Genomic DNA, 24,840 nt, shown 5'->3' on the forward strand with positions numbered 1-24,840 from the left:
TAAAAGAAATATGAGGAACAAATTTGATTTTCGGCCCAAACTCTTTACGGCACTGAAAAATTATTCCAAAGAGAGACTTATGACAGATCTCATGGCGGGTATAATTGTCGGCACAGTTGCCTTGCCGCTCGCCATCGCTTTTGGTATCTCCTCTGGGGTAAGTCCGGAGAAGGGGTTGATCACGGCTATTATCGGTGGATTCATTGTCTCCTTTTTAGGAGGCTGCGACGTACAGATCGGCGGACCTACCGGAGCGTTTATCGTGATCGTTTATGGCATTATACAGAACTTCGGTATCGAAGGGCTTGCCATCGCTACCATCATAGCGGGTATCATTCTGGTATTGATGGGCGTGTTGAAACTCGGTACCGTGATTAAGTTTATCCCCTACCCGATTGTCGTAGGTTTCACAAGTGGTATTGCGGTCACGATCTTCACGACACAAATGAAAGATTTATTCGGATTGACGATGGATAAAGTCCCGGCGGATTTCATCTCTAAATGGATCGCTTATTTCGGGGCGTTCGATACAGTCAACCCTTGGGCATTCGTTATCGGTATCATCAGTATCCTGGTCATTACGTTAAGCCCGAGGCTGACGAAGAAAATCCCGGGTTCCTTGATTGCCATCGTCATCATGACAATCGCTGTTTACATCATGCGTAATCAGTTAGGTATTACAGGCATCGAGACGATTGGAGACCGGTTCACGATCAACGCCTCCTTGCCAGCCCCGGCTCCGATCACGTTCAATATGGAAACAATCAACTTATTGCTTCCTTCCGCTTTTACGATCGCTATCCTTGGGGCTATCGAGTCTTTATTATCCGCTACCGTAGCGGATGGTGTGACAGGCGACAAGCATAATTCGAATACGGAACTAATCGCCCAAGGCGCAGCGAATATCATCGTTCCCATTTTTGGCGGTATTCCTGTGACAGGCGCCATCGCCCGCACAATGACCAATGTAAATAATGGTGGGCGAACCCCTGTTGCCGGTATTATTCACGCCATCGTGTTATTATTGATCTTGCTTTTCCTCGGACCGCTTACCAAACACATTCCAATGGCTTGTCTGGCCGGCGTATTGATCATCGTATCTTATAACATGAGTGAGTGGCGTACGTTCCGTTCCTTGATGAAAAACCCAAAAAGCGATGTATCCGTTTTGTTGGTGACTTTTTTCCTGACGGTTATCTTTGATATTACGATCGCTGTCGAGATCGGTCTTCTGATCGCCATGTTGTTCTTTATGCGCCGTGTGGCTGAGACTACGCATGTATCTGTCACCACGGATGAGATCGATCTTTCCGACGAGGGTGAGATTCATCATGACGAGGAAGTTCTCTCCTTGCCTAAAGGCGTAGAGGTTTACGAGATCGACGGCCCGTTCTTTTTCGGCGTGGCGAATAAGTTCGATGGCATCATGAAGAGTATAGGAGATAAACCGAAAGTCCGCATCATCCGTATGCGTAAGGTTTCGTTCATAGATTCTACCGGTCTGCATAACTTAGAAAGTCTTTTCCGTCTTTCACAAGCAGAGCATATCCATATGATACTTTCGGGTGTCAATGAACATGTACACCGTGTATTGACAAAATCTAGGTTCGATAAGAAGATCGGGGCGGAAAATATTTGCAGTAATATCAATGAGGCGGTAGCGAAAGCAAAAGCTGCCGTACAAACTTAAGATACAATCAGATAGGAGGAGACGGGGCATGCCCCGTCTCTACGAATGGGTATTTATTCTGGTAAATAGAGCCGATCATCCGGTAAAACAGACTCTTTGATTGTCCGGCTGGAAACTCCAACCTCTAAGGACTCACCCATATAATCCTCGAAATACAAAACACGTAACTCGTGGAAACCAGCGTCTAACGCTACCTTCCCTTTCGCCATACGAGCGTTATGAGATCCCTCATTATCAACAATAGCTTTACCGTCTATGAACAGCTTGGAACCATCATCCGAATACGTATAAAAGCGATATACACCTTTTTCAGGGATATTTATCAACGTACGGAATTCATAAGCGAAATGATCCTCGTCTGGAGCCTCCTGAATGGAGATGTTTTTCATCGTACCCTCTTTCACTTTCGTTCCGGAAGTGATCTGATCCGTGTGTTTAAACTTACCTTTATAGTAGGTATAAGCCACCCCGTGCTTTTTAGGTTTTACCGTTTTGGCGGGTAAGAATTCCATCGTTTCCTCATCTTTAGAGGTCAGGCCAGACGGATAATAATATGTATATTCCTTTCCAGACGGGGTACGAATCCATGAATCAAACTCAAACTTGCCCTCACGCAACTCAATGATACGGCCACCCCGCTCGAAATTTCCATAAGCGTCACATCCGGATACACGCCCGAAAGCCAGCCCCACGTTATACAACATCCCTATGTAATCGTTATCATGATCATGCCCGGCAAAAGTAGCCATCACATCTTTCATATCCACCAAGGAGGCAAAAAAACCTGTGTTGATCCTAGGAGAGGCGATTCCCTCTTCTTTCTGTCCTAATGTAGTCTCCGCCCCAACGATCTCATTATACTCTAGCAGAGGAATATGAAAAAAGGCCAAGGCAGGCAACGGCTCGCCGCCATTTTCCTTGGTATAGCGCATACTTTGCTCGCGATACCAATTGATCTGGTCGAAATGAATCCAATCATACGTGCCATAATCCTTTAGCGTAGGATAATCGTTGGAGTCGATACAATACAACAAGGCCGCTGATTTCTTTCCGTCCGAACTATAGACCGGTACCACATAGTTTCCGGCTCCATGTATATCACCCGGTCCCTTCTCGCCCATAAAATAAGGAGATTTACTAAGCATGGCATAAATCTCATCCTTGGGGACGATCTCCGCGTCGTGATTTCCCATCACGACCGTGAACGGCATCCGGGCCTCCTCAAAGATCCTGATCACCGACTTCCATCCTTCCAAACCAGGGCTGGCTGTCACCACGTCGCCCGTCAGTATCGCTACATCCGGATTCTCCGCCTTTAGTACGGATTGTATCGTGGCGACCGTCTTAGCGCATTTAGATGATTTCTGACCCCAATGAATGTCTGTAAATTGGACGATCTTGAATTTCCCATCCTTGAAAGAAAGCTGTTTTTGAGCGAATAAGCGCATCGGGGCGCAAAAGTACAACAAGACTATCGCTAATAAAAAAGTCTTTTTCATGTTCTTTGAATTAATAATTGGGGGCTAAGTTATAAAAAAATAGACATATCCACAAACCGGTTTTTTTTGTCAATGTCCATCTCTGAAAAAGGTTGACTCGGTCGGGAATCATTACGAACTTCACCTGTCCGGGAGTAAGCAACGGTATTCGTTATAGAACCACAAAGACAAATGTAAATAGCTCCTGCCCGGATATTCGGATAGGAGCTATCTCTTTGAAGAGGAATGGGAGTATCATTTGGATCTATACGGGATGCCGGGCTCCCTTTCTTTATCGCTTGGCGGGATCATCGTCTTTATTCCACTTATCCCGCATCCTCAGACGCTTGACCTGCAGATAGCGTAGCAGGATGATGATGACGAGCGTAGCACCGATCATCAGGAAATATCCGGTATAGCTGTTACCCGGGTTATTGCCGGGCCAGCCGATGATACTCATCGCAATTAGGTAGACAAGTAAGGCAATTGTGGTGATGTTGATCTTCTTCATATTCGTTTTATTCTAAAGACAGGGCAAAGATATAAGATTGCTTCGGGCTTTAGGGGGTTAAAACGCATTTGTATTGTGCCCGATAAGGTCCGGTTTGAATAATTAAGATATATAAACCTTGGGGGAGGGGAATCGGGAGGATAGGATTCCCTGCCCGTACCGCTTGCGTAAATACCAATATGCCTGCCGGAGTAAACAGCTCGACTTTACCGGAGGATGGAAGATTGTGAATGAATAAAGTTTTGTTCTTCAGATGATAGCTTAATCCCGGAAATGAAAAGGCCTGATTGGAAACAGGGGGGTCTTGTCGGGCTTGAGGTTCCGATGTCAGGGAAGATAGGGGTGCGCTCGTTGATAATAATTTATAATTGGCCGGTTGTTCGGATGTATTATGCACAGACAGGCTGGTGCTTTTATTCGCTTTGATAAAGAAGGCAGAGAGTGGAGGGATGGCGAAATCGCTGCCGATCGCGTAGGATTGGTAGGTGGAGCCGTCGTATACATAAATGTATCCGTCCAAAGCCGGGTTCGATTCTATCTGGTTGAGAGATAAAGGAGCCGGTAGGGGATTACCGCACAGATACCAGCCGTTGTGATCTTGGTTCTGGCTTTGGTTGTTGATGCTTACCGGAACAGAGGCTTGACCGTTCTTCCCGAAATCCACAGGGATATCACCTACCTCCGAGGAGAAACGAAGGTTCTGGCGATCGGCGGAGGCATCGATAGCGATCAGGTACCCCTTGTTCTTCTTGAAGATGGGCTGGGACGTATGGATTATGGTTTGGGGTATGGTTTCCCAGTTGTTGGAGAGGCTTTGCGAGTTGGCTCGCTTTTCTCCGTTGTAGGCCTGTACGTAAAAGTAATTACCGTTTGTATCGCTTTTGTTGTCACCTAGTTGGAAATCCGGGTCTATGCCGGAGGCAAATACATCGAAGGGGAAGGAGATAAAGTACCATTTGCCTTTTTGGGCGAAGGTCTTCTTGATCGTTATTTTCCCAGTGATGTTAATGGTTCCGGACGATCGCAGGGTGGAGGAAGACGCTAGGATACCATCATCGTGATAGATCGTAAGGTTGTGTGCGGATAGGTTCCCGGTTGGTAAGATACGGACGTTTCCATCGCCGATCAAGATATCCTTACAGCTGGTCGTTGTGTTTACGGAGATATTACCGTTGATCAAGGCGTTGCGATGGCGGTAGGCGGGTAGGTGGCTCCAGCGCTCCTCATCGTTCCAATTGCCGTCTCCGGTAAACAGAGAATAGGCAGGAATCCTTCCATGAGCGTAGACACTGTCTACGTAATAATAACCGTTCCGGGTATTGGCGGCGGGGGCGGGTGTGATGAGATCCAAGCCCGGAGGATTATTTCGTATATTCGTGGTTTTAAATGGATTGATGCCGCTCTCTCCTATGGCTATTACCAGGAGGGGATAACTTGTCTCACCTTGCCGATAGGTCCTGGCTCTCATGTTCTCGCCTTCTACCAGATGAGTGCCCCCTTTACGAACGCTGATGATTACGTCCTGATAGGTCGTCAAGGGGATATGCGCGAAGGCGACTCTCGTGTCCAGGGGCATTCGTAGGGCGTGAGTCCCGTGTCCCCCTCCCTGCACGTGGTCATCTGGAATCTCAGTATCCGATATATCTTCGATGGAAATATCTCCGGTCGTCGTGTAGTTCCAGTTATCGCAAGGCAATCCCGCGAAGGTCTGTACCCGAAACGTATCCCGGATGGATAAATTCGCGTCACTTCGCACAAAACGCTCCCATGCGGACGGATCTGAAACTTGTGACCGGATCAATTGTTGTACGAATAGGAATACCGTACAAACGACAACGCATCTGAATGGATGTTCAATTCTCTTTCTCATAGCTAAGTTGATTTACAGTTGTAATATATATGCGCGAATGTACGTAAATAATTGAAATCATATATCTTTGCGGCATGAAAGATTTTATTATATCTGAGGCAGAGACCGAAAGAGCCGTTTTGGTGGGTTTGGTTACCCCCGGGCAAAGTGAACGGAAAGTGAAGGAATATCTGGACGAGTTGGCTTTTTTGGCTGATACAGCGGGGGTGGAGGCGATGAAGCGTTTTACCCAGAAGATGGATTACCCGAATTCCGTTACTTTTGTCGGGACAGGTAAGTTGATGGAAATTAAGGAGTATGTGGTAGAAAACGAGATCGGCTTGGTGATCTTTGATGATGAGCTGAGCCCGAAGCAGCTCCGTAATATTGAGCAAGAGTTGCAGGTGAAAATCCTGGATCGCACGAGCCTGATCCTGGATATTTTTGCCAGTCGTGCGCAGACTGCCCACGCGAAGACACAGGTAGAGCTCGCGCAATACAAATACATGTTGCCCCGATTGACTCGTCTGTGGACACACTTGGAGCGCCAGCGAGGCGGGGTAGGTATGCGTGGTCCGGGTGAGACCCAGTTGGAGACCGATAGACGTATTATCTTGGATAAGATATCGCGGTTGAAGAAAGAGCTGGTGGAGATTGACAAGCAAAAAAGCGTACAACGGAAGAACCGGGGCAAGATGGTGCGTGTCGCGTTGGTCGGATATACGAACGTTGGCAAATCTACCCTGATGAACTTGTTGAGCAAGAGCGAGGTCTTCGCCGAGAATAAGTTGTTCGCTACGTTGGATACGACCGTGCGTAAGGTGATTATCGGGAACCTGCCTTTCTTGCTGTCCGATACGGTCGGATTTATCCGCAAGTTACCGACCGAGCTGGTGGAATCCTTCAAATCGACCTTGGATGAAGTGAGGGAGGCGGATTTGCTGGTACATATTGTGGATATCTCGCATCCTACCTTCGAGGAGCAAATAGAGGTCGTGAACCGTACGTTGGCGGAGATCGATAAGACCGAGAAACCGATGATCTTGGTTTTCAATAAGGTGGACGCATTCACATTTGTCCCGAAAGAGGAGGATGACCTGACCCCCCGTATGCGCGAGAATATCGATCTGGATGAGCTGAGACGTACGTGGATGGGCAAGTCGCGAGACAATTGCGTCTTTATCTCCGCCAAGGAACGTACAAACATAGAAGCGTTGAAGGAGATGTTGTACGAACGGGTCAAACAGATCCATATCACCCGTTTCCCCTACAATGACTTCCTCTTTCAGCCATACGACGAAGAAGAGTGATCACCGATCGTTTTTAACATTTATTACGCGGGATGGTATGCCCAACGGCAGGCAGTAGGGTGTGCTACGCTGGTGGAGGGTATTGCGTGCCTAACAGCGGGTAGCCCATGCTTCCTGTAGGGGGAGGCCAGGGCGGGCGTGTTATCCGAGATGCGTTTTTGGCCATGCGTCCGTCCCCTTGCGTCAGCGCCGCTTGTTTCTCTCCCTTGCCGCCTTCTCCTTTTCCCGTAAGGCCTCCTTGCGGGCTTTCTCTTTCGCTTTCAACTTCTGCTTGTACAGACGCTCTTTCTCCTTGCGCTCCTTTTCTTTCTGTTTCAGGCGTTGCTTATAGGCGCGCTCCTTCTCCTTGCGAAGTTCCTCGCGGGCTTTCAGTCTCGCCTTACGGTCGGCTTCCGCTTGTTTCAGCTGGGCTTTGCGGTCAGCTTTCTGCTGTTTCTCCCAGTCGGCTTTCGCCTTCAATAGGGTGCGTTCTTCCTCCGCTTGCTTCTTGAGAAGCTCTTCCTGTTCTTTTGCCTTCTGCTCACGTAATTCCTGATCCGCCTTTCGCTGGGCCTCGAAAGCCTTACGGGCTTCTTCCTCGGCGGCTTCCCGCTTACGGATCTCTTGGATCTCTTTCAAGGTCATGCCTTGATCCTCGGCCGCCGGCCGAACAGCGGGGACCGTGTCCCCGCGAAGGAGGGTATCGGCCGACTGGATTTCCGGTTTGTCAAACGTGTGGGCCTCAATCGTATCAGGGGGGGCGACCGGCATAGGCTGTATCCCGGGTTGTCGGACAGGTTCTTGCATCAGCTGCTCCTCCTCTGGCGCTTCGGCCTCTTCCTCCGCGATCGCCTCCTCTTCCGATGCCTCCTCTTCCTTGGCGGCCTCCATACGGGCCTTCCAGCGGGCCGCCAGATCCGGCAACTCCTCGCCGAAGCGCTCATCGAAGAAGGTGATGTATTCATCCAAGGTCTTGCCGCGCATCAGGGTCTCGTAATTGTCATCAGAGATCGGCAATACGGCGACCGCTTTGTCCAAGGCCGTCGCGTAGCCCGCCTTGCCGTATATCATCTTGTAATATTGGAGGGCCTCGTCGAGATTGACAAATTCTTTGATCGCCAGCATACTGATCGGGCCGGCCGGCTCCAGGGCCAAGTCAAACGCCTTCACCATGAAGTTCGCGAAGTTATAGGCGGCGACGGCGAATAGCAACTGATTTGGATCGACGCTACCCGTAGGATATACCAAGAGCATCTGATAGGGCGTGTTCCGCTCCGGGCTAAATACCCGGGTCGAGTCCTCGGCCGATAACACGCCATCCTCGCCCAGGCCGAATCGCAGGTTCCAACTCATCCCTTTCACGTCGCCCCGCACCAAGGCGCGTCCCCGGAGGACGCCCTTCAGCATCTCTCCGGCCAGTTCCGTCACATCCGCGTCCGGATACTTCTCGACCAGCGCTCTCAACGCATGCTTAAAGCCCTCCACGTCTCCGGCCTGTACATAGGATAGCGCGTCCAGGAACATGAATTTCGGCATCAACGTAGCCAACGGGTATTTCTCGCTCACGTAGCGGAAGCTCTCGCGGACATACGCCGTGTCGCTTGCCAGATAGCGGTCGTAGGTAGCCTGGTAGATCGAGTCTTGTACCACATCCATCATCCCGATGTTGTACGCGTAATCCGGGTCCGCTATCGCCACGGCGTAATTGCTTTCCGGGAAGGCGCTCGTCAGCTTATTCTTATACGCATCGGCCAAAGCCGTATCCCCGGTTCTCAGGGCCATCAAATAGACTTGATAATAGCTCTCCAGACGGTGCTCATGATCCGGGAAACGACGCTCCAGGTTCTCGAACGCCTCGACAGACAAGGGAATATCCTCCAACTTATCCTTATAGATCATCGCCATCTGGTAAAGGCCGTCTATGATAATGACGTTGGAAGCATCTATATCCTCTTGCGTGAAAGGCAGCTGCTGCAGGTAATACGCACGCGTATGCGGATCGTCGACGGCGACAGCCGGCAGCTCACCGCCGATCGAATCGGTCGGTAGCGGCTCACCGTCCGGCCCCGCCATCCGCGCGGAATCTCCCTCGGCCAGCATCTCCTCATCCGGATTCTCATCAAAGGTAGAGAGTTCCTTCTTACGGCGGCGCCAGTGATCTTCCAGCGGACGACGTCCCCATTTACGCTGGAACTGTGTCTTCCCTTGCGCTACGGTCTGAGGATTGTAGAAATAGAACGACGCCCCGCCGGCCGCGTTCGGCAAGACGACCGCATTGGTTTCCGTACCGGGGCGGTCGATCCCCGTGCCTTTCGCCTCCTGCTCGGCCAAATAAGCCTCCTGCTCGGCCAAGGCTTTCGCCTCCTCCTCCGCTTTCTTTACCTCCTCGATCTTCTTATCGATAATCGCCAATCGCTCCGCTTCCGGCAATTTAGCCAAGGCTTGCAAGCTGTCTTGAAGGTGGACCGCCTCTACATGCACGACCAGCTCATCCAGGATCGCCGACAATTTAGAGACCCGCTCGTAATCCTTGTATTCCTTCCGGATCCCGGCCAAGGCTCCGCTGAAGCAGGGTTGCGCCTTCACGTAATCCCGAGCCGTGAAGTAGATGTCTCCCAGCTTTATCTGGCAGATCGCCTTATCCATCCCATTCAACGTGCTCTTGTCGATGCCGAGCTGATAGTTCTTTATGGCATTCACCGTATCCTCCCGGCTGAGGTATACGTTTCCCAGGGCGTAGTATACTTGATCCAGATAGTCTTTATTCTTTTGGTTTTTCGCCATCCGCTCCAGCATCCTCACCACTTTCGAGTAGTTCGTGCCCGAGAATACTTCCGTCTGGCGGATACGCGAGGCAAATTCCAGCTCATACGGAGGATTCGAGCGGGCCACCTCGCCGAAGGTCTTGTAAGCCAAGCCATCCAATGCCTGATCCGCGTAGATTTGTCCTAAGAGGTATTTCATCCGGGTACGTTGTTTCCGGTTTTTCTCCGCCTTGATGGCGCTCTTCAGATACGGGATGGCCTCCTCGAGCCGCTCGTTCTTGATCAAATAATCGGCATACACCGCCGCGTATAGCTTCAAGGCAGCGGCCGGGATGCCGTTCTTGTTCATCTTGTCCAGGATATCCTCGGACTCATAGAACCAGCCCATCTCGGAATAACAGCGGGCTTGCCACAAGCGGGCCTCGGCCGCAACCTCCTCATCCCGCGCGTAATGACGGGCTATATAGGAAAAGGTAGCGGAGGCTTGCAGGAAATCGGCGTTGTAGAATTGCGCCTGCCCCAGGATCAGCCAGCTATTCTTCAAAAAAGGGTTATACTCCTCTTGTTCCTGGAAAGCGCGTTGCTTGGGATCGTTCCGCCAGCCTGGTTTCTTGGCCGGTTTCGCCTTTATGGAGTGTAGCTTGATGGCTTTGTTGCTTTTCTCGATCGTCCGGTCGAAGGGGCCGCCCGGCTCGGCTTTGTCTTTGGGCTGGGCACTGATCGGATACATGTGGATCCTTTCGGAATAGTTCTCCTTGTAGCCGTCCTGCTGGTTTTTCAATGCCTCGTCGAACGCTTGCTTCCCGTTGAAATAAATATTATAGCGAGTGGTAAAGGCATGATAAAGACGGCTCGCCTTCGTGTTCTTCTTCGTGCCGCACGACCCCAGCAAGAGTACCGTCAATAACGCCGCTATGTAACCAAGCCCCCTTTTCATCCCTTAATTAACGCCGGAACAACGGTTTTATTGCCTTCATGACCAAAAACAGGACCACCAGGAACAGGATGATAAACGCGCCGGAGGGCACGTTCAGGAAATAGGAAAGGACCAGTCCGGAGAGGCAGCCCAGGAAGCCGATCGCGATACTTCCCCCCATGATCTTCTTGAAGTCGGAGGTGAACAGGTTCACCGTTATTTGCGGCAGGGTCAGCAGGCTCATCAATAGCATGACCCCTACCAACCGGATCGAGAGAACGATGGTCAGGGCGATAAAGCCCATCATCGTATACTCGATCCATTTTACCGGCAGGCCTTGCGTGACGGCGAAGTCGCGGTCGAACGCCACGTAGACGATCTCGCGGAGAAAAAGGGAGAACAGGAGTATCAGCCCCGCGGCCAACCCGAAGATCCACAAGATATCGGCCGTCGCGATCGTCAATATGTTGCCAAACAGATATGCGGAGAGGTTCGGGGCGTATCCCGGGGTAAGGAAAATGAAGATCACGCCCAAAGCCATGCCCAGCGACCATACACCCGCAATGGCGGAATCCTCCCTTACGTTTTGCGTCCGGCTCGCCCACTCCACGCCGAAGGCGGAGAGGATCGCGAACAGCATCGCCGTCGCGATCGGGTTCGTTCCCAGGTAAAATCCCAAGCCCAGGCCGCCGAACGAGGCGTGCGTGATCCCTCCGCTGATAAATACCAACCGGCGGGCTACGATATAGGTCCCGACCATGCCGCAGGCGATGGCGGTCAGCAAGCTCCCGATCAAAGCGTTCTGAAAAAAGGTGTATTGCAATAGATCCATATGATTTGTCTCCCGATTAATGCGTACGGCGTTCGCCGATGATCAAGAAGGCCTCATCCTTCAAGGCGTCCGGCAATTGGATCCCTCGCAGTTGCAGGCTGCGAAGCCAACCGGCCACCTCCGTCTCCCGGAGGGTATAAAGCACCTCGCCGAACGCCTCGATGGCCTCCTCGTCGTAAGCGTCTGCCTCTATTCCTTGGAACTGATCCAGTTCCTCGTCGTTATAATATTCGATTTTCTGGCTGACGGCGGCCAGCAAGCTGTCCCGCTCGCAGGTCTCATATTGTCCGCAGCAAACCTCCGGGATCTCCCGCGCCTCGGGGATCTCCGGGATCTCTCCCCGTTCCAGCATCCTCCGGAGCTTCTTGTCCCGGAAATACCCAGCGATGGCGGCTACGACACCCAGGACGATAAGACTTATGACAATGTACCACATAATTTCATGGAATGTTGAGCGTTGAACATGAGAGAGCCGATTCCTTGATGGAGAAACCGGCGGCCTTCAGATCTTCCCAATAACGGGGATAACTCTTGCTGACCACCTGCGGGTGGGCGATCGCGATCCCCCCGGGACGTACCAAGGCGGCGGGGGCGAACGACAGGGCCATCCGATGGTCCTCGTAGGTGGCGATTACCGGACGCGGCTCCGGCTCCCCGCGCTCACCGTTCCATTCCAGGATACTGTCGTCGCGGTCTGTCAGCACATAACCCAGCTTGCGGAGCTCCCGCTTCAATGCCTCGATCCGATCCGTCTCCTTGATCCTCAACGATCGCAGTCCCGCGAAACGGAAGGGGATGTTCAATAGCGCACAAGTCACCGCGAAGGTTTGAGCCAGGTCCGGCTCGTTCACGAAGTCATGGACCAGCCGCTCGCAGACCGTCCCGGTATGCCTCAGCACGACCCCGCGGCTCGTATACGCGGTGCTCACGCCCAACCGGGCGAACAACCTCGCCCCGGCGGCGTCTCCCTGCAAGCTGTTCTCGCGCAAGCCCAGCAACTCGATCTCCGCCGTTCTCGATAACGCCAGGATCTCGTACCAATAAGAGGCGGCGCTCCAATCGGACTCCACGGTGAGACGAACCGGCTGGTAGGCCCCGGGGAGCACCCGGATCGTATGCCCCGTCCAGGAGGCGCTCGCTCCATACCGCTCCATCAATCGCAAGGTGATATGGATATAGGGCCTGGAGATGACGGTGCCCTCCAGGCGCAACGCAACCCCCTGTTCCGTCAGCGGGGCGATCATCAAGAGGGCGGATATGTATTGAGAGCTGACATTTCCCGGCAGCGAGATCTCCCCGCCCCGCAGGGCGCTCCCGAAAATACGCAAGGGGGGATAGCCCTCCCTCTCCAGGTACTCGATCCGGGCGCCCAGGGCGTTCAGCGCATCCACCAATACCTTGATCGGACGGTTCTTCATGCGCTCGCTCCCCGTGATCGTCCATTCGCCCGCCACCTTCGAGAGGAAAGCGGTCAGGAAACGCATCGTCGTGCCCGCCGCGCCTACGTCGAAATCCCGGTCGTTCGAGCTCAATGCCTTTACCATCAGGTTCGTGTCGTCGCAATCGGACAAGTTCTCCACGTCGTACGGGCTATCACTTAGCGCGTTCAAGATCAATGCCCGGTTGCTGATGCTTTTGGAAGCGGGAAGCTTTACGGTGGTCCGGATCGCTGAATCCGGAGCTTTTAGCTGATAATTCATTGCCTTCACATATTCAAGATTCGGGAGGCAAAAATACGAAAATTAGCGGAGATACGGCGTATGTCCCGGGAGGAAAGCGTACATTCCCCGCGCCGGCGCAGGGAGTGCACGGATGTGGTCAAGGCAGCGTACCCGTCTTCAGGAAATGCTTCCGGAAGAAGAGGATCTGGTAATCGATGGAATTGTTCCAATAGTGGGCGTCGTGGTTACCCGGGCGGGTGATAAAGTCGTGGTCGATACCCTGTCTCAATAACGCCTCGTGGTAGTTTTTGTTCACTTCCAGGAAGAAATCGCTCTCACCGCAATCGAAGATCAGGGCGGTCCGGCCTTTCCGCAAGGTGGGGACCAGGTGGATGACCGTGTGGGTCTCCCAATTCTCCGGATAGTCCGCCTTCGCACCTATCTGCAGGCTCATCTCCCAATTCTCGGGGAAGGGGCGGATATCCATGCCGCCGCTCGTGCTTCCCGCTGCGGAGAAGACATCGTCGTGACGGAGGGCGTTCCACATCGCGCCGTGCCCGCCCATGCTCAGGCCGGTGATCGCGCGTCCCTCGCGAGCGGACACGGTGTTGTACCGGGCGTCGATGGCTTCGACCAGCTCCTTCGAGATGAAGGTCTCGTAGCGTACGTCCGCGTGCAAGGGGCTGTCCCAGTACCACGAGTTCTCGCCGTCCGGGCATACGAAGAAGAGGCTCTTCTCGTCGGCGATCTCGGGCAGGTCCGGCTTGATGCCGAGCCATGTGCGGGCGTCGCCGCTGTAGCCATGCAGCAGATAGATCGCCGGGCAGGCTTTCGTCGCGGCCGCGTCCGGGCTTACCACGACTACCTCTATGGTTTTACGCATCGAGGGGCTTTGCACGCGCAACGTATCCACCCTCGCCGCCTGTACACCGAGCGGTAGCAAACCGGCCAACGCTACCGCCACCTTTTTTATCCAATTCATATCTGTAAACCGTTTGAGCCATCCCCCGAGGCCTTGTCCCCGAGGGGGCCGCGGGGGGATGAGCCGTGTTAAAGACAAGTTTATTCGGGGAAAGAGAGCGTCAGCTTCTTGTTACCCGTGAGGCAGTTCTCCACCGTGAAGGCCGTCGTTTTCGGCCTGTCGATCAAGACCACTTTCCGGGCGGGGAAGCGGTATAGGGCACCTCCGCCCGTCATCTCGAACGAGAGGTCTGACCGGTTGGTCACTTCCAGCCGGTTGTCTCCGATCGGGCGGACCGACAGGCAGGCTTTCAGTAATTTCTCGAGAAGCTCCGGGGATCCGGCCAGCTTCCCGTCAAAGTACGCGACGGTACGTCCTGCGGACAGCGCGTCGCGAATGCCTCGCTCGCTCCTCTCCGAGGCGAACACCAGGGTGAGCGGCCGCATCAGCTTGTCTCCCCAGCCGTATACGCTCGCGACCAGACCGTGCGCGTCCGTGTTCGCCATGTAGGCCTTCCCGTAGCGATCGCACCAATCCAGCGCCGCCGGATAATATTCCGCGTAGTTGAAGACCTCTATGCCGTCGATCTTGTCGGCCTTCAGCAGCTGCTCGTGAACCGGATACAGCGTAGACTTGTCGTCCGGCCAGCCGGGATGGTTCCACAGGATGAAAGCGCCTTGCCGTTTGGCCTCGTCGATCGCTTTCAGCGGGTCTTCCACGTCCATCGCCTCGGCATCCTGTATGAACAGGGCGTTCAAATGGCCCAGGGGCTTGCTGCGGGTGATCTCCGTCCCTTGGATGACGATGAAGCCCTTGGCGTCCGCCGCCTTCTTCGCGATTTTGTAGGATTCGTTCCTGTCGCCCTTCAGCACCTCTTTCCTCGGGCGGTACTCGATGTGGTCCGTGATCGCGATCGCGTCCAGTCCCTCCTGCCAGGCCTCCTGCACCCGCATATCCGGCCATACCAAGCCGTCGGAGAAGACCGTGTGGATGTGAAAATCGCACTTCAGGGTCTCGTAGTTGCCGAATCCCGGGATGTTGATCACGTTTCGTTCGTTCGATTTGTCCAGATGGGGCAATTCGTACACCTCCGTGTTCCGGATCTGCGCCTGGACGACGGACGTCCCGGCCAATAACAGGCATAAAGCAATCTGTTTCATCATTGTGTTTGATTTTATGTTTGTCGCTCGCGAATATACGCGTTTTTCAATTGCGCGCAAACCCCGGCGGACATGCCCGAGGCCTCGGGAGGTGTCGCTACGGCCGTGGCGGTCGTTTCCGAGGGTTTTCGGCCGGGAGCGCCCGTCGCCCTGCCGCGGCGCTCGCTTCCGCGCGCCGTGCGACGGGGGTATCGCGGCCGAGGTCTGTCAGCCGAGGTTGCCTACCTTGAGCAGGTACTCGGCGATCTGCACGGCGTTCAGGGCGGCGCCCTTGCGGATCTGGTCGCTCACGGCCCAGAATGTCAGGCCGTTCGGGTTGCTGAGGTCCTTCCGGATACGGCCTACGTATACCGGATCGTGGTCCGCCGCGAACAGCGGCATCGGATACGTCTTGCTCGCCGGGTCATCTCGCAACACCACGCCCTCGGCCCGGGCGAACGCCTGGCGCGCCTCTTCCACGCTGACCGGACGCGCGGTCTCTACCCAGATGGACTCGCTGTGCGCGCGCATGACCGGTACGCGCACGCAGGTCGCGCTCACCTCGACATCCGAGTGCATGATCTTGCGGGTCTCGTTATACATCTTCATCTCCTCTTTCGTGTAGCCGTTTTCCGTGAATACGTCTACGTGAGGGATCACGTTGTATGCCAGTTGGTAGGCGAATTTCTTTACCGTGGGCTCCTCGCCCTTCAGGAGTTGCTCATATTGTCTCACCAACTCGGCCATCGCGGTGGCGCCCGCCCCGCTGGCGGCTTGGTACGTGGATACGTGGACGCGCTTGATCGGCGACAGCTTCTCGATCGCCTTCAGCGCCACGACCATCTGGATCGTCGTGCAATTCGGGTTGGCGATCACGCCGCGCGGACGGTTCAAGGCATCCTCCGGGTTTACCTCCGGAACGACCAGGGGGACATCCTCGTCCATGCGGAACGCGCTGGAGTTGTCGATCATCACCGCGCCATGTCTCGTGATCGTCTTCTCGAACTCCCGGGAGGTATCCCCTCCGGCCGAGACAAAAGCGATATCGATCCCCTTGAAGTCGTCGTTATGCTTCAGCTCCTTGACGGTATACGGTTTGCCACGGAAGGTATAAACACGTCCGGCACTGCGAGCGGAACCGAAAAGTACCAGCTCGTCCATCGGGAAATCTCTCTGGTCGAGTACGCGCAGGAACTCCTGTCCCACGGCCCCGCTTACACCAACAATCGCTACTTTCATTTTGAGCATTGATTTCATTTGAGTCATATAAAATAGTTGTAACTTTGCCACGCGAAAGGGCTTCCGCTCGTAGGCCTTTCAGCCCCTTTCATTTACAATTGTATGTAGTCAGGGCGCAAAGATAGATAAATTTATAACGAAAACCAGATAGCTATGAAACATTTATTAGTAATGCTCGCACTTTTGCTTCCGCTTCGCGTTTATCCTCAGTTCAAAGAATCGTTTCAGGGGCCGGAGGTCGCGTCAGCCAATCCGTGGACGGGTGACCTGGATGGCTTCGCGGTCGGGGAGGGCTGGCTGCTCTCCCGCGCGGACGCGGCGCGGAATCGCGTCTCCATAGAGACGCCCCTCTTTTATTCCCCCACCATGGAGTGGGAATTCGAGGTCCGGATGGATTTCAAGCCAACCGATCCGAACCATATCCGGCTGCATGTCTATCTCGATGACCCGGGGACGCCGGGCGCGAGAACGGATTACTACGTCCAGGTCGGCAGTAACAAGCAAACGATCACGTTCCGGAGGCAGGCCGAAACGGAGAAGAGCCCGAGGATCTTGATCGAGGAGGCGCTCGCGGCCTTGTCGGGAGCCGTGAGCCTGAGGGTGAGACTTACGTTGGAGAATCGCGAGACCTGGAACTTGTATGTGCTGGAGGAGGATCGGTTCGTGTGGATAGGGAGTTGCGAGTCCGGAGTCTCCGCTTCCTGCGAAGGGGGGCCGCTCCGTCTGGAGTGCCGCTATACGAAAACGCGGGTGAATGGCTTCGCGTGCAACTACATCGTCGTGTCCGATACGATCTCGATCGAACCGGAGAGGCCGCACGCGCCCGAGGAGCCCGGAGCGCCGGATCTCCCCGCGGAGCCGGAAGAGCCCGAGGCGCCGGATGTCCCGGATCTCCCCGCAGAGCCGGAGGCGGCGGATACCCCCTCTCTCCCTGCCGGCGGTATCCGCATCAACGAGGTGATGGCGGATCCGAAAGGGCAACAGGCTTTCCCGGAGACGGAGTATGTGGAGCTGTACAACGCAACCGACAAGGCGGTCGCGTTGGCGGGCTGGTCGTTCGTATACGGTGGCAAGCCTACGGTATTGACCGCCTCGCTCCTGGACGCGGGCGGGTATGTCGTGCTCTACCGCTCCGGCAGGGAGCTGGCGATCGACGATCCGGGACAAGCCCTGCCCCTGGATAAATTCCCCGCGTCGTTGGCAAACGCGGGGAAGGAGCTGGCTCTCCTCGATCCTTCCGGTAGGGAGATCGACCGGGTTGCCTATGAGCCGGCGAGAGCCGGCATCGCCTGGGAACGCACGGGCGCCGGCTTCTACCTGTCGACGGATGAGCGAGGTGGCACGCCGGGCTCCGCGAACTCCTCCCCGGCGGCCGGGCCGGACGATCCGGATCGCCCGGGAGCCCCCGCGCACCCGGTCCTCCCCGCGCACCCGGCCGTTTTGCCCCGTGAGATCGTTTTCAATGAGTTGCTGCCGAATCCCTACCCGGAAGGGAGTGAGTATATCGAGCTGTACAATCGCTCGGACCGGGCGTTGCCCTTGGCCGGGCTCTCTATCGCTACCCGCAGGGCGGATGGGACATTGAGCGCGCGCTATCCGTTGTCTTCCATCACCTCTTCGCTGGAGCCGCGGGATTACGTGTTGTTGACGAAAAAGATAGAGGGCGTGAGCGGTTTTTATCTGATAGCCTCGCCCGGCGCCTTGCGGGAGTTGAAACTTCCGGTTCTGGCAAATACCTCCGCGACGCTGGTCCTGTTCCGTACGGGCGACGAGGCCGTGATCGACGAGGTTCGCTATACCGCCCAATGGCATGCGCCATCCGTGAGAAACGAGAAAGGGGTCGCCTTGGAGCGGATCCACCCGGATCGCGATACGCAGGACGAGGCGAACTGGACCTCGGCCTCGGCCCCGGCGGGATACGGTACGCCCGGCTACCGGAATTCCCAATACAGTACGCCGGATGAAGGCGAGGTCACGGGCATAGAACCGCCCGTTTACTCCGAGGCGACGAAAGAATATGCCATCCCCTACCGGCTGGATGAGGCCGGCTATACCTGCAGGGCTTGGATATTTGATACCTCCGGGAGGCGTATCTGCGAGGTGGTAAACCAGGACTTGCTGGGGACGGAAGGTGAGCTGACTTGGAACGGCCGTGCGGCGAACGGCTCCAAGGTGAGGACGGGCGTCTATATCTTCTACGCGGAGCTCGCTCATCCCCGCGGACAGGTAAAACGATATAAGGAGGTGTTTCTGGCGCGATAAGTTCACGCGCGGGATCAGGGCAACATCATGGGATATACATCCTTGTACCACTCAAGATCCTTGTACCATTCGTTCAGCTCGGGCAAGGCTTCTTGGGGGACGTATATGGATAGGCCACTGTAGGTGTGGATCGGCAGATAGCTCCCGCCCGGATACGGGTAGGCATAAATCGCCTTGGGTGTGGCCGCCTTGTAAATCACCGCCTTTTCCAGGCTCCGCTTGAACGCGTCGTAGGGCTCCCCCGCGGCCAGGCGGCTCACGTAATCGTCGAGATCGTATAAGGCATGATAATCCGGCGTCAAATACTCCATGATCTGCAGCTCGCCGGCGGGCACGGCGAACAGGTCGCGTTCCGTCTTGCCTTGGAATAGGGTACGGCAAGCCGCGACCAGTTCGTCCAACGCATCGCTTTTTATGACGGAGATCGTGGCGTATGGATAGTCGTCATCCTTGTAGTATTCGTAGAACTTTGTCGCCATCCCCACCACGTCCGCCTCTTTCTCGAACATATCCCCCATGATCGTCTGATAGGGGAAACCCTTAGCCTGTATCTCCGTGGGCGAGCCGATCATGTAATCCGTGCATCCCCGGAACGCGTAAGCGACCTCGGCGCACGACATATAACAAGCGTCGAACAAAAGAAAATCAAAATGGTACTTCGATAAAGCGGAGGACAGATCATTGATCTCCATGAAATTGTCCCTCCCGTCTTGCCCGAAGGAACGCAGATAGCGATAGACATCCGAAGGCAGCCAACCTGTCCCGTGGCTCCACAGCACCAACCCGTAGCCATCCGCCGGGTATTCCCCTTGTACCTTGTCGAGGATTCGCGTCAGCGTCTCGGTAGAGGCCGAGTTCTGGTCTGGGTCGTAGGTCTCGAGCACGATCTGCCGGACGGTATCCGCCTCCAGCTTTAACTGGAAAAGCCGAGGGACCTCGTTCTGCTCATCCGTATAGATCAACAAATTGCCGTCGTTCAGTCCCTCTCGCTCAATCCCTTCCTTTATCGCTCTCAGGTTTTGGCTCACGTATCCACTCAGGCTATTATCCCCCGCGATATAGACAAGGACCGTACGGGTGGTGGCGGCGGTAGGGATAACGACCTCCTCCTTGTCGCAAGCGACAAACGAGAGGAGCGACAGCAAGAACATTACGGTATGGTTAGCCTTCATAAGTGATATACTGGATTTACCCCGCGAAGGTATCACAATTCCTTGATATACGGAAGGACAAGGAAGATGATTTATCCTTATGCGCCGTGTCGTAAAGCGGCTGTATCCGTCCGGGCGCATAGTCGGTGCGCCGCGCGTCATTTTTCCGGCCTCCTCGTACCGGTGCGATAAGATCGCGCGTTGGCTTTCCCTTATGAAAAAGATTTATTTTATCACGCCTAGTTTTTGAAAAAACTTATCGTACCTTTGCCTGAATCACTCAATAAAGGTATCACCATGACAACTAAGTTCTTGCTCTCGTCCGATGACAATACTCGCGGTGGCCTTCTGAAAAAGAAGATCATACATTACTACATGGCCAATGGAGACGCTACGATAGCGGAGGTATGCAAAGAGATGAGTCTCAGTATCCCTACCGTCACGAAGCTAATTAGCGAATTGCAAGAGGACGGTTATATACTCGACTTTGGAAAACAAGAGACTAGCGGAGGGCGTAAGCCTAGTATTTACGGGCTCAATCCCGTATCCGGGTATTTTGTGGGCGTGGATATACTGAAAGACCAGCTGAATCTAGCCATATTGGATTTTAAAGGAGACAAGATCCGCATTGAGCAAAATGTGCCCTATACACTCGAAAACACACCGGCCGCCTTGGATCGTCTTTGCGAATGTATCCATGGATTTATCAACTCGTTGCCGATCCCGAGGGAAAAGATATTAAGCGTTGGCATTAATATATCCGGACGGGTAAATCCTTTCGCCGGATATAGCTACAGCATTTTTTACTTTGAGGAGAAGCCCTTGTCTCAAATCCTTGAGGAGAAACTACATATGAAGATCTATATAGAGAATGACACCCGTTCCATGACTTACGGCGAATATCTTCAAGGAGTCGTAAAAGGGGAAAAAAATATTCTGTTCATCAATATCTCGTGGGGATTGGGTATCGGTATCATCATAGACGGAAAGGTTTATTTCGGGAAATCAGGCTTCTCCGGAGAGTTTGGGCACTTCAGCTTCTTCGAGAATGAAATCCTTTGCCATTGCGGTAAAAAAGGATGCCTCGAGACCGGGGCTTCCGGCTCCGCCCTATACCGGATTCTCCTTGAGCGGTATAAAGAGGGTAGCAACACCATACTGGCCCGTAAAATCGATGCCGGGGAATACATCGGGCTCTCCGATTTGATCGATGCCATCCGCAAAGAGGATATGTTATCCATTGAGATTTTGGAGGAGATCGGTTTTAATCTGGGTAAAGGAATAGCTGGATTGATGAACATTTTCAATCCGGAACTGGTCGTATTGGGTGGGCCCTTGTCGCAAACGGGAGAATATCTAAGTCTGCCGATTAAAAGTGCCGTTAGGAAATACTCTTTAAACTTGGTAACCCGTGATACCCAGATCAAAGTATCCAAATTAGGTGAAAGAGCCGGTGTATTGGGGGCCTGCCTGTTATCTCGATCTAAAATTCTAGGCATGATTTAATAAGTATTTCAAAGGATTTGAATAAAATCCGATAATTAGTTCATTTTCTTGATAAAGTATCGATTTATTATTAAAACATTTTTATTTATATTTGCGTCGTAATTAAAACCGGAGATTAAAACTCATAAAAACAACGCAGGTATGGATAAAATTAAAGGACTGATCGATGCTCCCTTTACTCCGTTCCATGAGAACGGGGAGGTTAATTATGAGCCGATCAAGCTTATGCGAAACTTCTTGTGAAAAACGGGCTGAAAGGCGTATTCATCAATGGCTCTTCCGGAGAAGGTTACATGCTGACAGAGGAAGAACGCATGAAACTGGCCGAGAGATGGATGGAAGCAGCTCCGGAAGGCTTTAAGGTAATCGTGCACGTAGGTAGCACATGCGTTAAGTCTAGCCGTAATTTAGCGGAACATGCCCAGCAGATCGGCGCTTGGGGTATCGGCGCTATGGCTACCCCTTTCCCTCGTATCGGCCGAATCGAGGAATTGGTAAAGTATTGCGAGGAGATCGCTTGCGGCGCCCCGGCCTTGCCATTTTACTACTATCATATCCCTGCGTTCAACAATGCCTTCCTCCCCATGCTGGATCTCTTAAAAGCAGTGGACGGACGTATCCCTAATTTCGCCGGTATCAAATATACATACGAGAGCCTATACGAATACAATCAGTGTCGTTTGTACAAAAACGGCAAGTTCGATATGTTGCACGGGCAGGATGAGACGATTCTTCCTTGCCTTGCGATGGGCGGAGCGCAAGGAGGTATCGGTGGTACCACGAACTATAACGGAAAAGAGTTAACCGGCATCTTGGAGGCTTGGGCCGTCGGTGACCTAGAGACAGCTCGCGAGAAACAAAACTTCTCTCAAGAGGTTATTAACGTTATCTGTAATTACCGCGGCAATATCGTCGGAGGGAAACGCATCATGAAATTGATCGGATTAGATCTTGGCAAGAACCGTACCCCGTTCCAGAATATGACGGACGAAGAAGAGGCCGCTATGAAAGCGGAATTAGAGGCTATCAATTTCTTTGAAAGATGTAATAAATTCTGAGATATGGCAGCGTTTGACAACTTATCTAATCCATCGGAATACCTGGCTTATTGGGGCAAGACCTATCGGAATGAGCTGCTTACCAATATTCTTCCATTTTGGATGAAATACGGACTGGACAAAGAGAACGGCGGTTACTTTACCTGCTTAGACCGGGATGGTACTCTGATGGACTCCACTAAATCCGTTTGGTTCCAGGGACGCTTCGCCTTTATCCTGGCAGATGCCTATAATCGCGTCGAGAAGAACGAAGAATGGCTGAAGGCCTGTAAAAACGGCATCGATTTCATCGAGAAACACTGTTCTGATACGGACGGACGCATGTTCTTCGAGGTGACAGCGACGGGTATTCCTGTACGTAAACGCCGTTACGTATTCTCCGAGACTTTCGCAGCGATCGCCATGGCTCACTATTCATTGGCATCAGGCGATAAAAGCTATGCCGAGAAAGCCGTACATTTGTTCAAGCAAGTGTTACACTATAAGAATACCCCGGGATTATTGGAGTCTAAATTTCGTGAAGGTCTCGTGACGAAAGGCCATTCTTTCTGCATGATATTGATCGATACGGCGGCACGCATCCGCGAGGCTGTAAACGATCCCATACTCACACAACAAATCGATGATTCCATAGCCGAGCTACGCCGTGATTTCATACATCCCGAGTTCAAGGCTATCTTGGAGACAGTAGGACCCAACGGTGAGTTTATCGACTCTATCGCCGGACGTACCATCAATCCCGGCCATTCCATCGAGACCGCATGGTTTATCTTGGAAGAGGCCAAATACCGAGGATGGGATTCCCAACTGAAAGAGATGGGCTTACAAATCCTCAACTGGTCTTGGGACTGGGGCTGGGATAAGACGTACGGCGGAATCAACTATTTCAAGGATTGCAAAAACTTCCCCCCCCCAAGAGTATTGGCACGATATGAAGTTTTGGTGGCCACAATGCGAGGCGGTTATCGCTACGCTTTACGCCTACCAAGCGACTGGCGACGCCAAATATCTCGAAATGCACAAACTAATAAACGATTACACGTTTAATCATCTTCCCGACAAAGAATATGGGGAATGGTATGGCTACCTACACTTCGATGGTAGTCTCTCTCAATCTGCCAAAGGCAATCTATTCAAGGGTCCGTTCCACATTCCTAGAATGCTTCTGAAATGTAGTTTACTCTGTGATGAAATTCTTTCTAAATAACTTTATCTAAAACACTGAAATTGGTCAATTGACATCAGGAGTCCCGATCGTGGCTCTTGATGTTCTGAGGCTTTGTTTTCCTTTTTATTTCCTCAATCAAATGAAAAATAAGAAATTATATCCTTGGGTCGTAGTCGGTCTACTATGGATCGTCGCCTTACTGAACTATATGGATCGCCAGATGCTATCCACCATGAAATCAGCCATGATGGTAGATATCGTGGAACTCGAGTCTGCCGCGAACTTCGGACGTTTGATGGCAGTCTTCCTTTGGATCTACGGATTCATGAGCCCTGTAGCAGGTATGGTAGCGGATAGGGTAAACAGGAAGTGGTTAATCGTGGGTAGCTTGTTCGTCTGGTCCTTCGTTACCTTGATGATGGGGTATTGCACGGATTTCAACCAGATCTATTACCTACGTGCCTTGATGGGCGTCAGTGAGGCCTTGTATATTCCCGCCGGATTATCGCTTATCACAGACTATCACCAAGAGAAAACACGCTCATTAGCCGTAGGCATCCATATGACGGGTCTATACGTGGGCCAAGCCTTGGGAGGATTCGGAGCTACGGTGGCCAGCGCCTATACGTGGGAAACGACGTTCCATTGGTTTGGTATCATCGGCATCGCTTATAGCTTGGTCTTGATTATCTTCTTACACGATAAAACAGATCATGCGGCACGAGCCGTAAAATTGGAGAATCATCCGAAAGAGAATCCGATTTCCGGTGCGATCAAAGGGATGGGAATGTTGTTCGCGAATATCGCTTTTTGGATCATCCTTCTCTATTTCGCCACGCCAAGTTTACCGGGTTGGGCAACAAAGAACTGGCTTCCTACCCTATTCGCGGAGAATCTCTCGTTGGATATGTCTGAAGCTGGTCCGTTATCGACATTCACGATCGCTATCTCTTCCTTTATAGGGGTAATCGCCGGAGGCATTTTATCCGATAAATGGATCCAGCGGAATGTTCGGGGACGTGTTTACACAGGCGCCATCGGTTTGGCTTTAACGATACCCTCTCTCCTATTACTAGGATTTGGGCATAACTTCCCGATGATTATCGGCGGTGGCCTTTGCTCCGGTATCGGTTATGGTATATTCGACGCCAACAATATGCCTATCCTTTGCCAATTCATCTCCCCCCGTTACCGGGCTACAGCTTATGGGATTATGAATATGACCGGTGTATTCGCCGGAGCTGCCATCACGGATATATTAGGAAAATCTACCGACGCCGGTAACCTTGGCCACGACTTCGCCATGCTAGCCGGATTGGTACTCATCGCACTTCTGATCTAGGTGATCTTCTTACGTCCGAAAGT

The 24,840-nt window shown here is 52.9% G+C and carries 16 protein-coding genes and 2 pseudogenes; 7 read left to right on the plus strand and 11 right to left on the minus strand.

Annotation, left to right across the window (positions count from 1 at the left end; all coding sequences use genetic code 11):
- Positions 1–10: 10 nt before the first annotated feature.
- Positions 11–1,690, plus strand: coding sequence for a SulP family inorganic anion transporter (locus tag G7Y39_RS05405; RefSeq protein WP_165155824.1), 1,680 nt, complete (start codon positions 11–13; stop codon positions 1,688–1,690).
- Between the two features lie 53 nt (positions 1,691–1,743).
- Here G7Y39_RS05405 and G7Y39_RS05410 read toward each other — a convergent pair whose 3' ends face one another.
- The 3 genes from G7Y39_RS05410 to G7Y39_RS05420 all read right to left on the minus strand — a co-directional run bounded on the left by G7Y39_RS05410 (position 1,744) and on the right by G7Y39_RS05420 (position 5,549).
- Positions 1,744–3,189 carry a PA14 domain-containing protein gene (locus G7Y39_RS05410; RefSeq protein WP_165155826.1) on the minus strand — a complete coding sequence of 482 codons (1,446 nt, stop codon included), beginning with the start codon at positions 3,187–3,189 and terminating at the stop codon, positions 1,744–1,746.
- A 271-nt stretch (positions 3,190–3,460) separates the two neighbouring features.
- On the minus strand, positions 3,461–3,679 hold the full coding sequence (locus G7Y39_RS05415; RefSeq protein ID WP_165155828.1) for a hypothetical protein: 219 nt from the start codon (positions 3,677–3,679) through the stop codon (positions 3,461–3,463).
- Positions 3,680–3,728: 49 nt separating this feature from the next.
- Positions 3,729–5,549 carry a T9SS type A sorting domain-containing protein gene (locus G7Y39_RS05420; RefSeq protein ID WP_165155830.1) on the minus strand — a complete coding sequence of 607 codons (1,821 nt, stop codon included), beginning with the start codon at positions 5,547–5,549 and terminating at the stop codon, positions 3,729–3,731.
- Between the two features lie 74 nt (positions 5,550–5,623).
- Here G7Y39_RS05420 and hflX point away from each other — a divergent pair, with 74 nt between their 5' ends.
- Complete coding sequence (hflX, locus tag G7Y39_RS05425) at positions 5,624–6,838, plus strand: GTPase HflX (protein WP_165155832.1); 1,215 nt, start codon at positions 5,624–5,626, stop codon at positions 6,836–6,838.
- 183 nt (positions 6,839–7,021) lie between these two features.
- On the opposite strand, the gene G7Y39_RS05430 is transcribed toward hflX, so the two are convergent.
- The 7 genes from G7Y39_RS05430 to G7Y39_RS05460 form a co-directional block, all read right to left on the minus strand.
- Positions 7,022–10,519 carry a cell envelope integrity protein TolA gene (locus tag G7Y39_RS05430; protein ID WP_165155834.1) on the minus strand — a complete coding sequence of 1,166 codons (3,498 nt, stop codon included), beginning with the start codon at positions 10,517–10,519 and terminating at the stop codon, positions 7,022–7,024.
- Between the two features lie 7 nt (positions 10,520–10,526).
- The gene (locus G7Y39_RS05435) at positions 10,527–11,330 is read right to left on the minus strand and encodes a metal ABC transporter permease (RefSeq protein ID WP_165155836.1); all 804 of its coding nucleotides are present in this window, start codon (positions 11,328–11,330) and stop codon (positions 10,527–10,529) included.
- Between the two features lie 16 nt (positions 11,331–11,346).
- Complete coding sequence (locus G7Y39_RS05440) at positions 11,347–11,766, minus strand: phospholipase (protein ID WP_165155838.1); 420 nt, start codon at positions 11,764–11,766, stop codon at positions 11,347–11,349.
- A 4-nt stretch (positions 11,767–11,770) separates the two neighbouring features.
- Positions 11,771–13,030, minus strand: coding sequence for a 3-phosphoshikimate 1-carboxyvinyltransferase (locus tag G7Y39_RS05445; RefSeq protein WP_165155840.1), 1,260 nt, complete (start codon positions 13,028–13,030; stop codon positions 11,771–11,773).
- 118 nt (positions 13,031–13,148) lie between these two features.
- Positions 13,149–13,973: an alpha/beta hydrolase family protein gene (locus G7Y39_RS05450; RefSeq protein WP_165155842.1), complete on the minus strand. Its 825-nt coding sequence runs from the start codon at positions 13,971–13,973 to the stop codon at positions 13,149–13,151.
- 80 nt (positions 13,974–14,053) lie between these two features.
- Positions 14,054–15,115: a CehA/McbA family metallohydrolase gene (locus G7Y39_RS05455; protein WP_241159966.1), complete on the minus strand. Its 1,062-nt coding sequence runs from the start codon at positions 15,113–15,115 to the stop codon at positions 14,054–14,056.
- Between the two features lie 204 nt (positions 15,116–15,319).
- Positions 15,320–16,330, minus strand: coding sequence for an aspartate-semialdehyde dehydrogenase (locus G7Y39_RS05460; protein WP_165155844.1), 1,011 nt, complete (start codon positions 16,328–16,330; stop codon positions 15,320–15,322).
- Positions 16,331–16,483: 153 nt separating this feature from the next.
- On the opposite strand from G7Y39_RS05460, the gene G7Y39_RS05465 reads away from it, so the two are divergent.
- On the plus strand, positions 16,484–18,592 hold the full coding sequence (locus G7Y39_RS05465; RefSeq protein WP_165155846.1) for a lamin tail domain-containing protein: 2,109 nt from the start codon (positions 16,484–16,486) through the stop codon (positions 18,590–18,592).
- A 14-nt stretch (positions 18,593–18,606) separates the two neighbouring features.
- On the opposite strand, the gene G7Y39_RS05470 is transcribed toward G7Y39_RS05465, so the two are convergent.
- Entirely contained in the window at positions 18,607–19,764 is a 1,158-nt protein-coding gene (locus tag G7Y39_RS05470) for a clostripain-related cysteine peptidase (protein WP_165155848.1), read from the minus strand.
- A 276-nt stretch (positions 19,765–20,040) separates the two neighbouring features.
- Between G7Y39_RS05470 and G7Y39_RS05475 the strand changes: the two genes are divergently transcribed.
- From G7Y39_RS05475 to G7Y39_RS05490, 4 genes and pseudogenes are all read left to right on the plus strand, one after another.
- Complete coding sequence (locus G7Y39_RS05475) at positions 20,041–21,249, plus strand: ROK family transcriptional regulator (protein WP_165155850.1); 1,209 nt, start codon at positions 20,041–20,043, stop codon at positions 21,247–21,249.
- A gap of 141 nt (positions 21,250–21,390) precedes the next feature.
- Positions 21,391–22,307, plus strand: a pseudogene (locus G7Y39_RS05480) (dihydrodipicolinate synthase family protein).
- Positions 22,308–22,310: 3 nt separating this feature from the next.
- Positions 22,311–23,514 (plus strand): annotated as a pseudogene (locus G7Y39_RS05485) (AGE family epimerase/isomerase).
- A 100-nt stretch (positions 23,515–23,614) separates the two neighbouring features.
- Positions 23,615–24,817 (plus strand): MFS transporter, encoded by a 1,203-nt coding sequence (locus G7Y39_RS05490; RefSeq protein WP_165155852.1) that lies wholly within the window; start codon positions 23,615–23,617, stop codon positions 24,815–24,817.
- Positions 24,818–24,840: the final 23 nt, after the last annotated feature.

This window comes from Parabacteroides sp. ZJ-118, from assembly GCF_011038785.1.
In the GTDB taxonomy this organism is placed as follows: domain Bacteria; phylum Bacteroidota; class Bacteroidia; order Bacteroidales; family Tannerellaceae; genus Parabacteroides.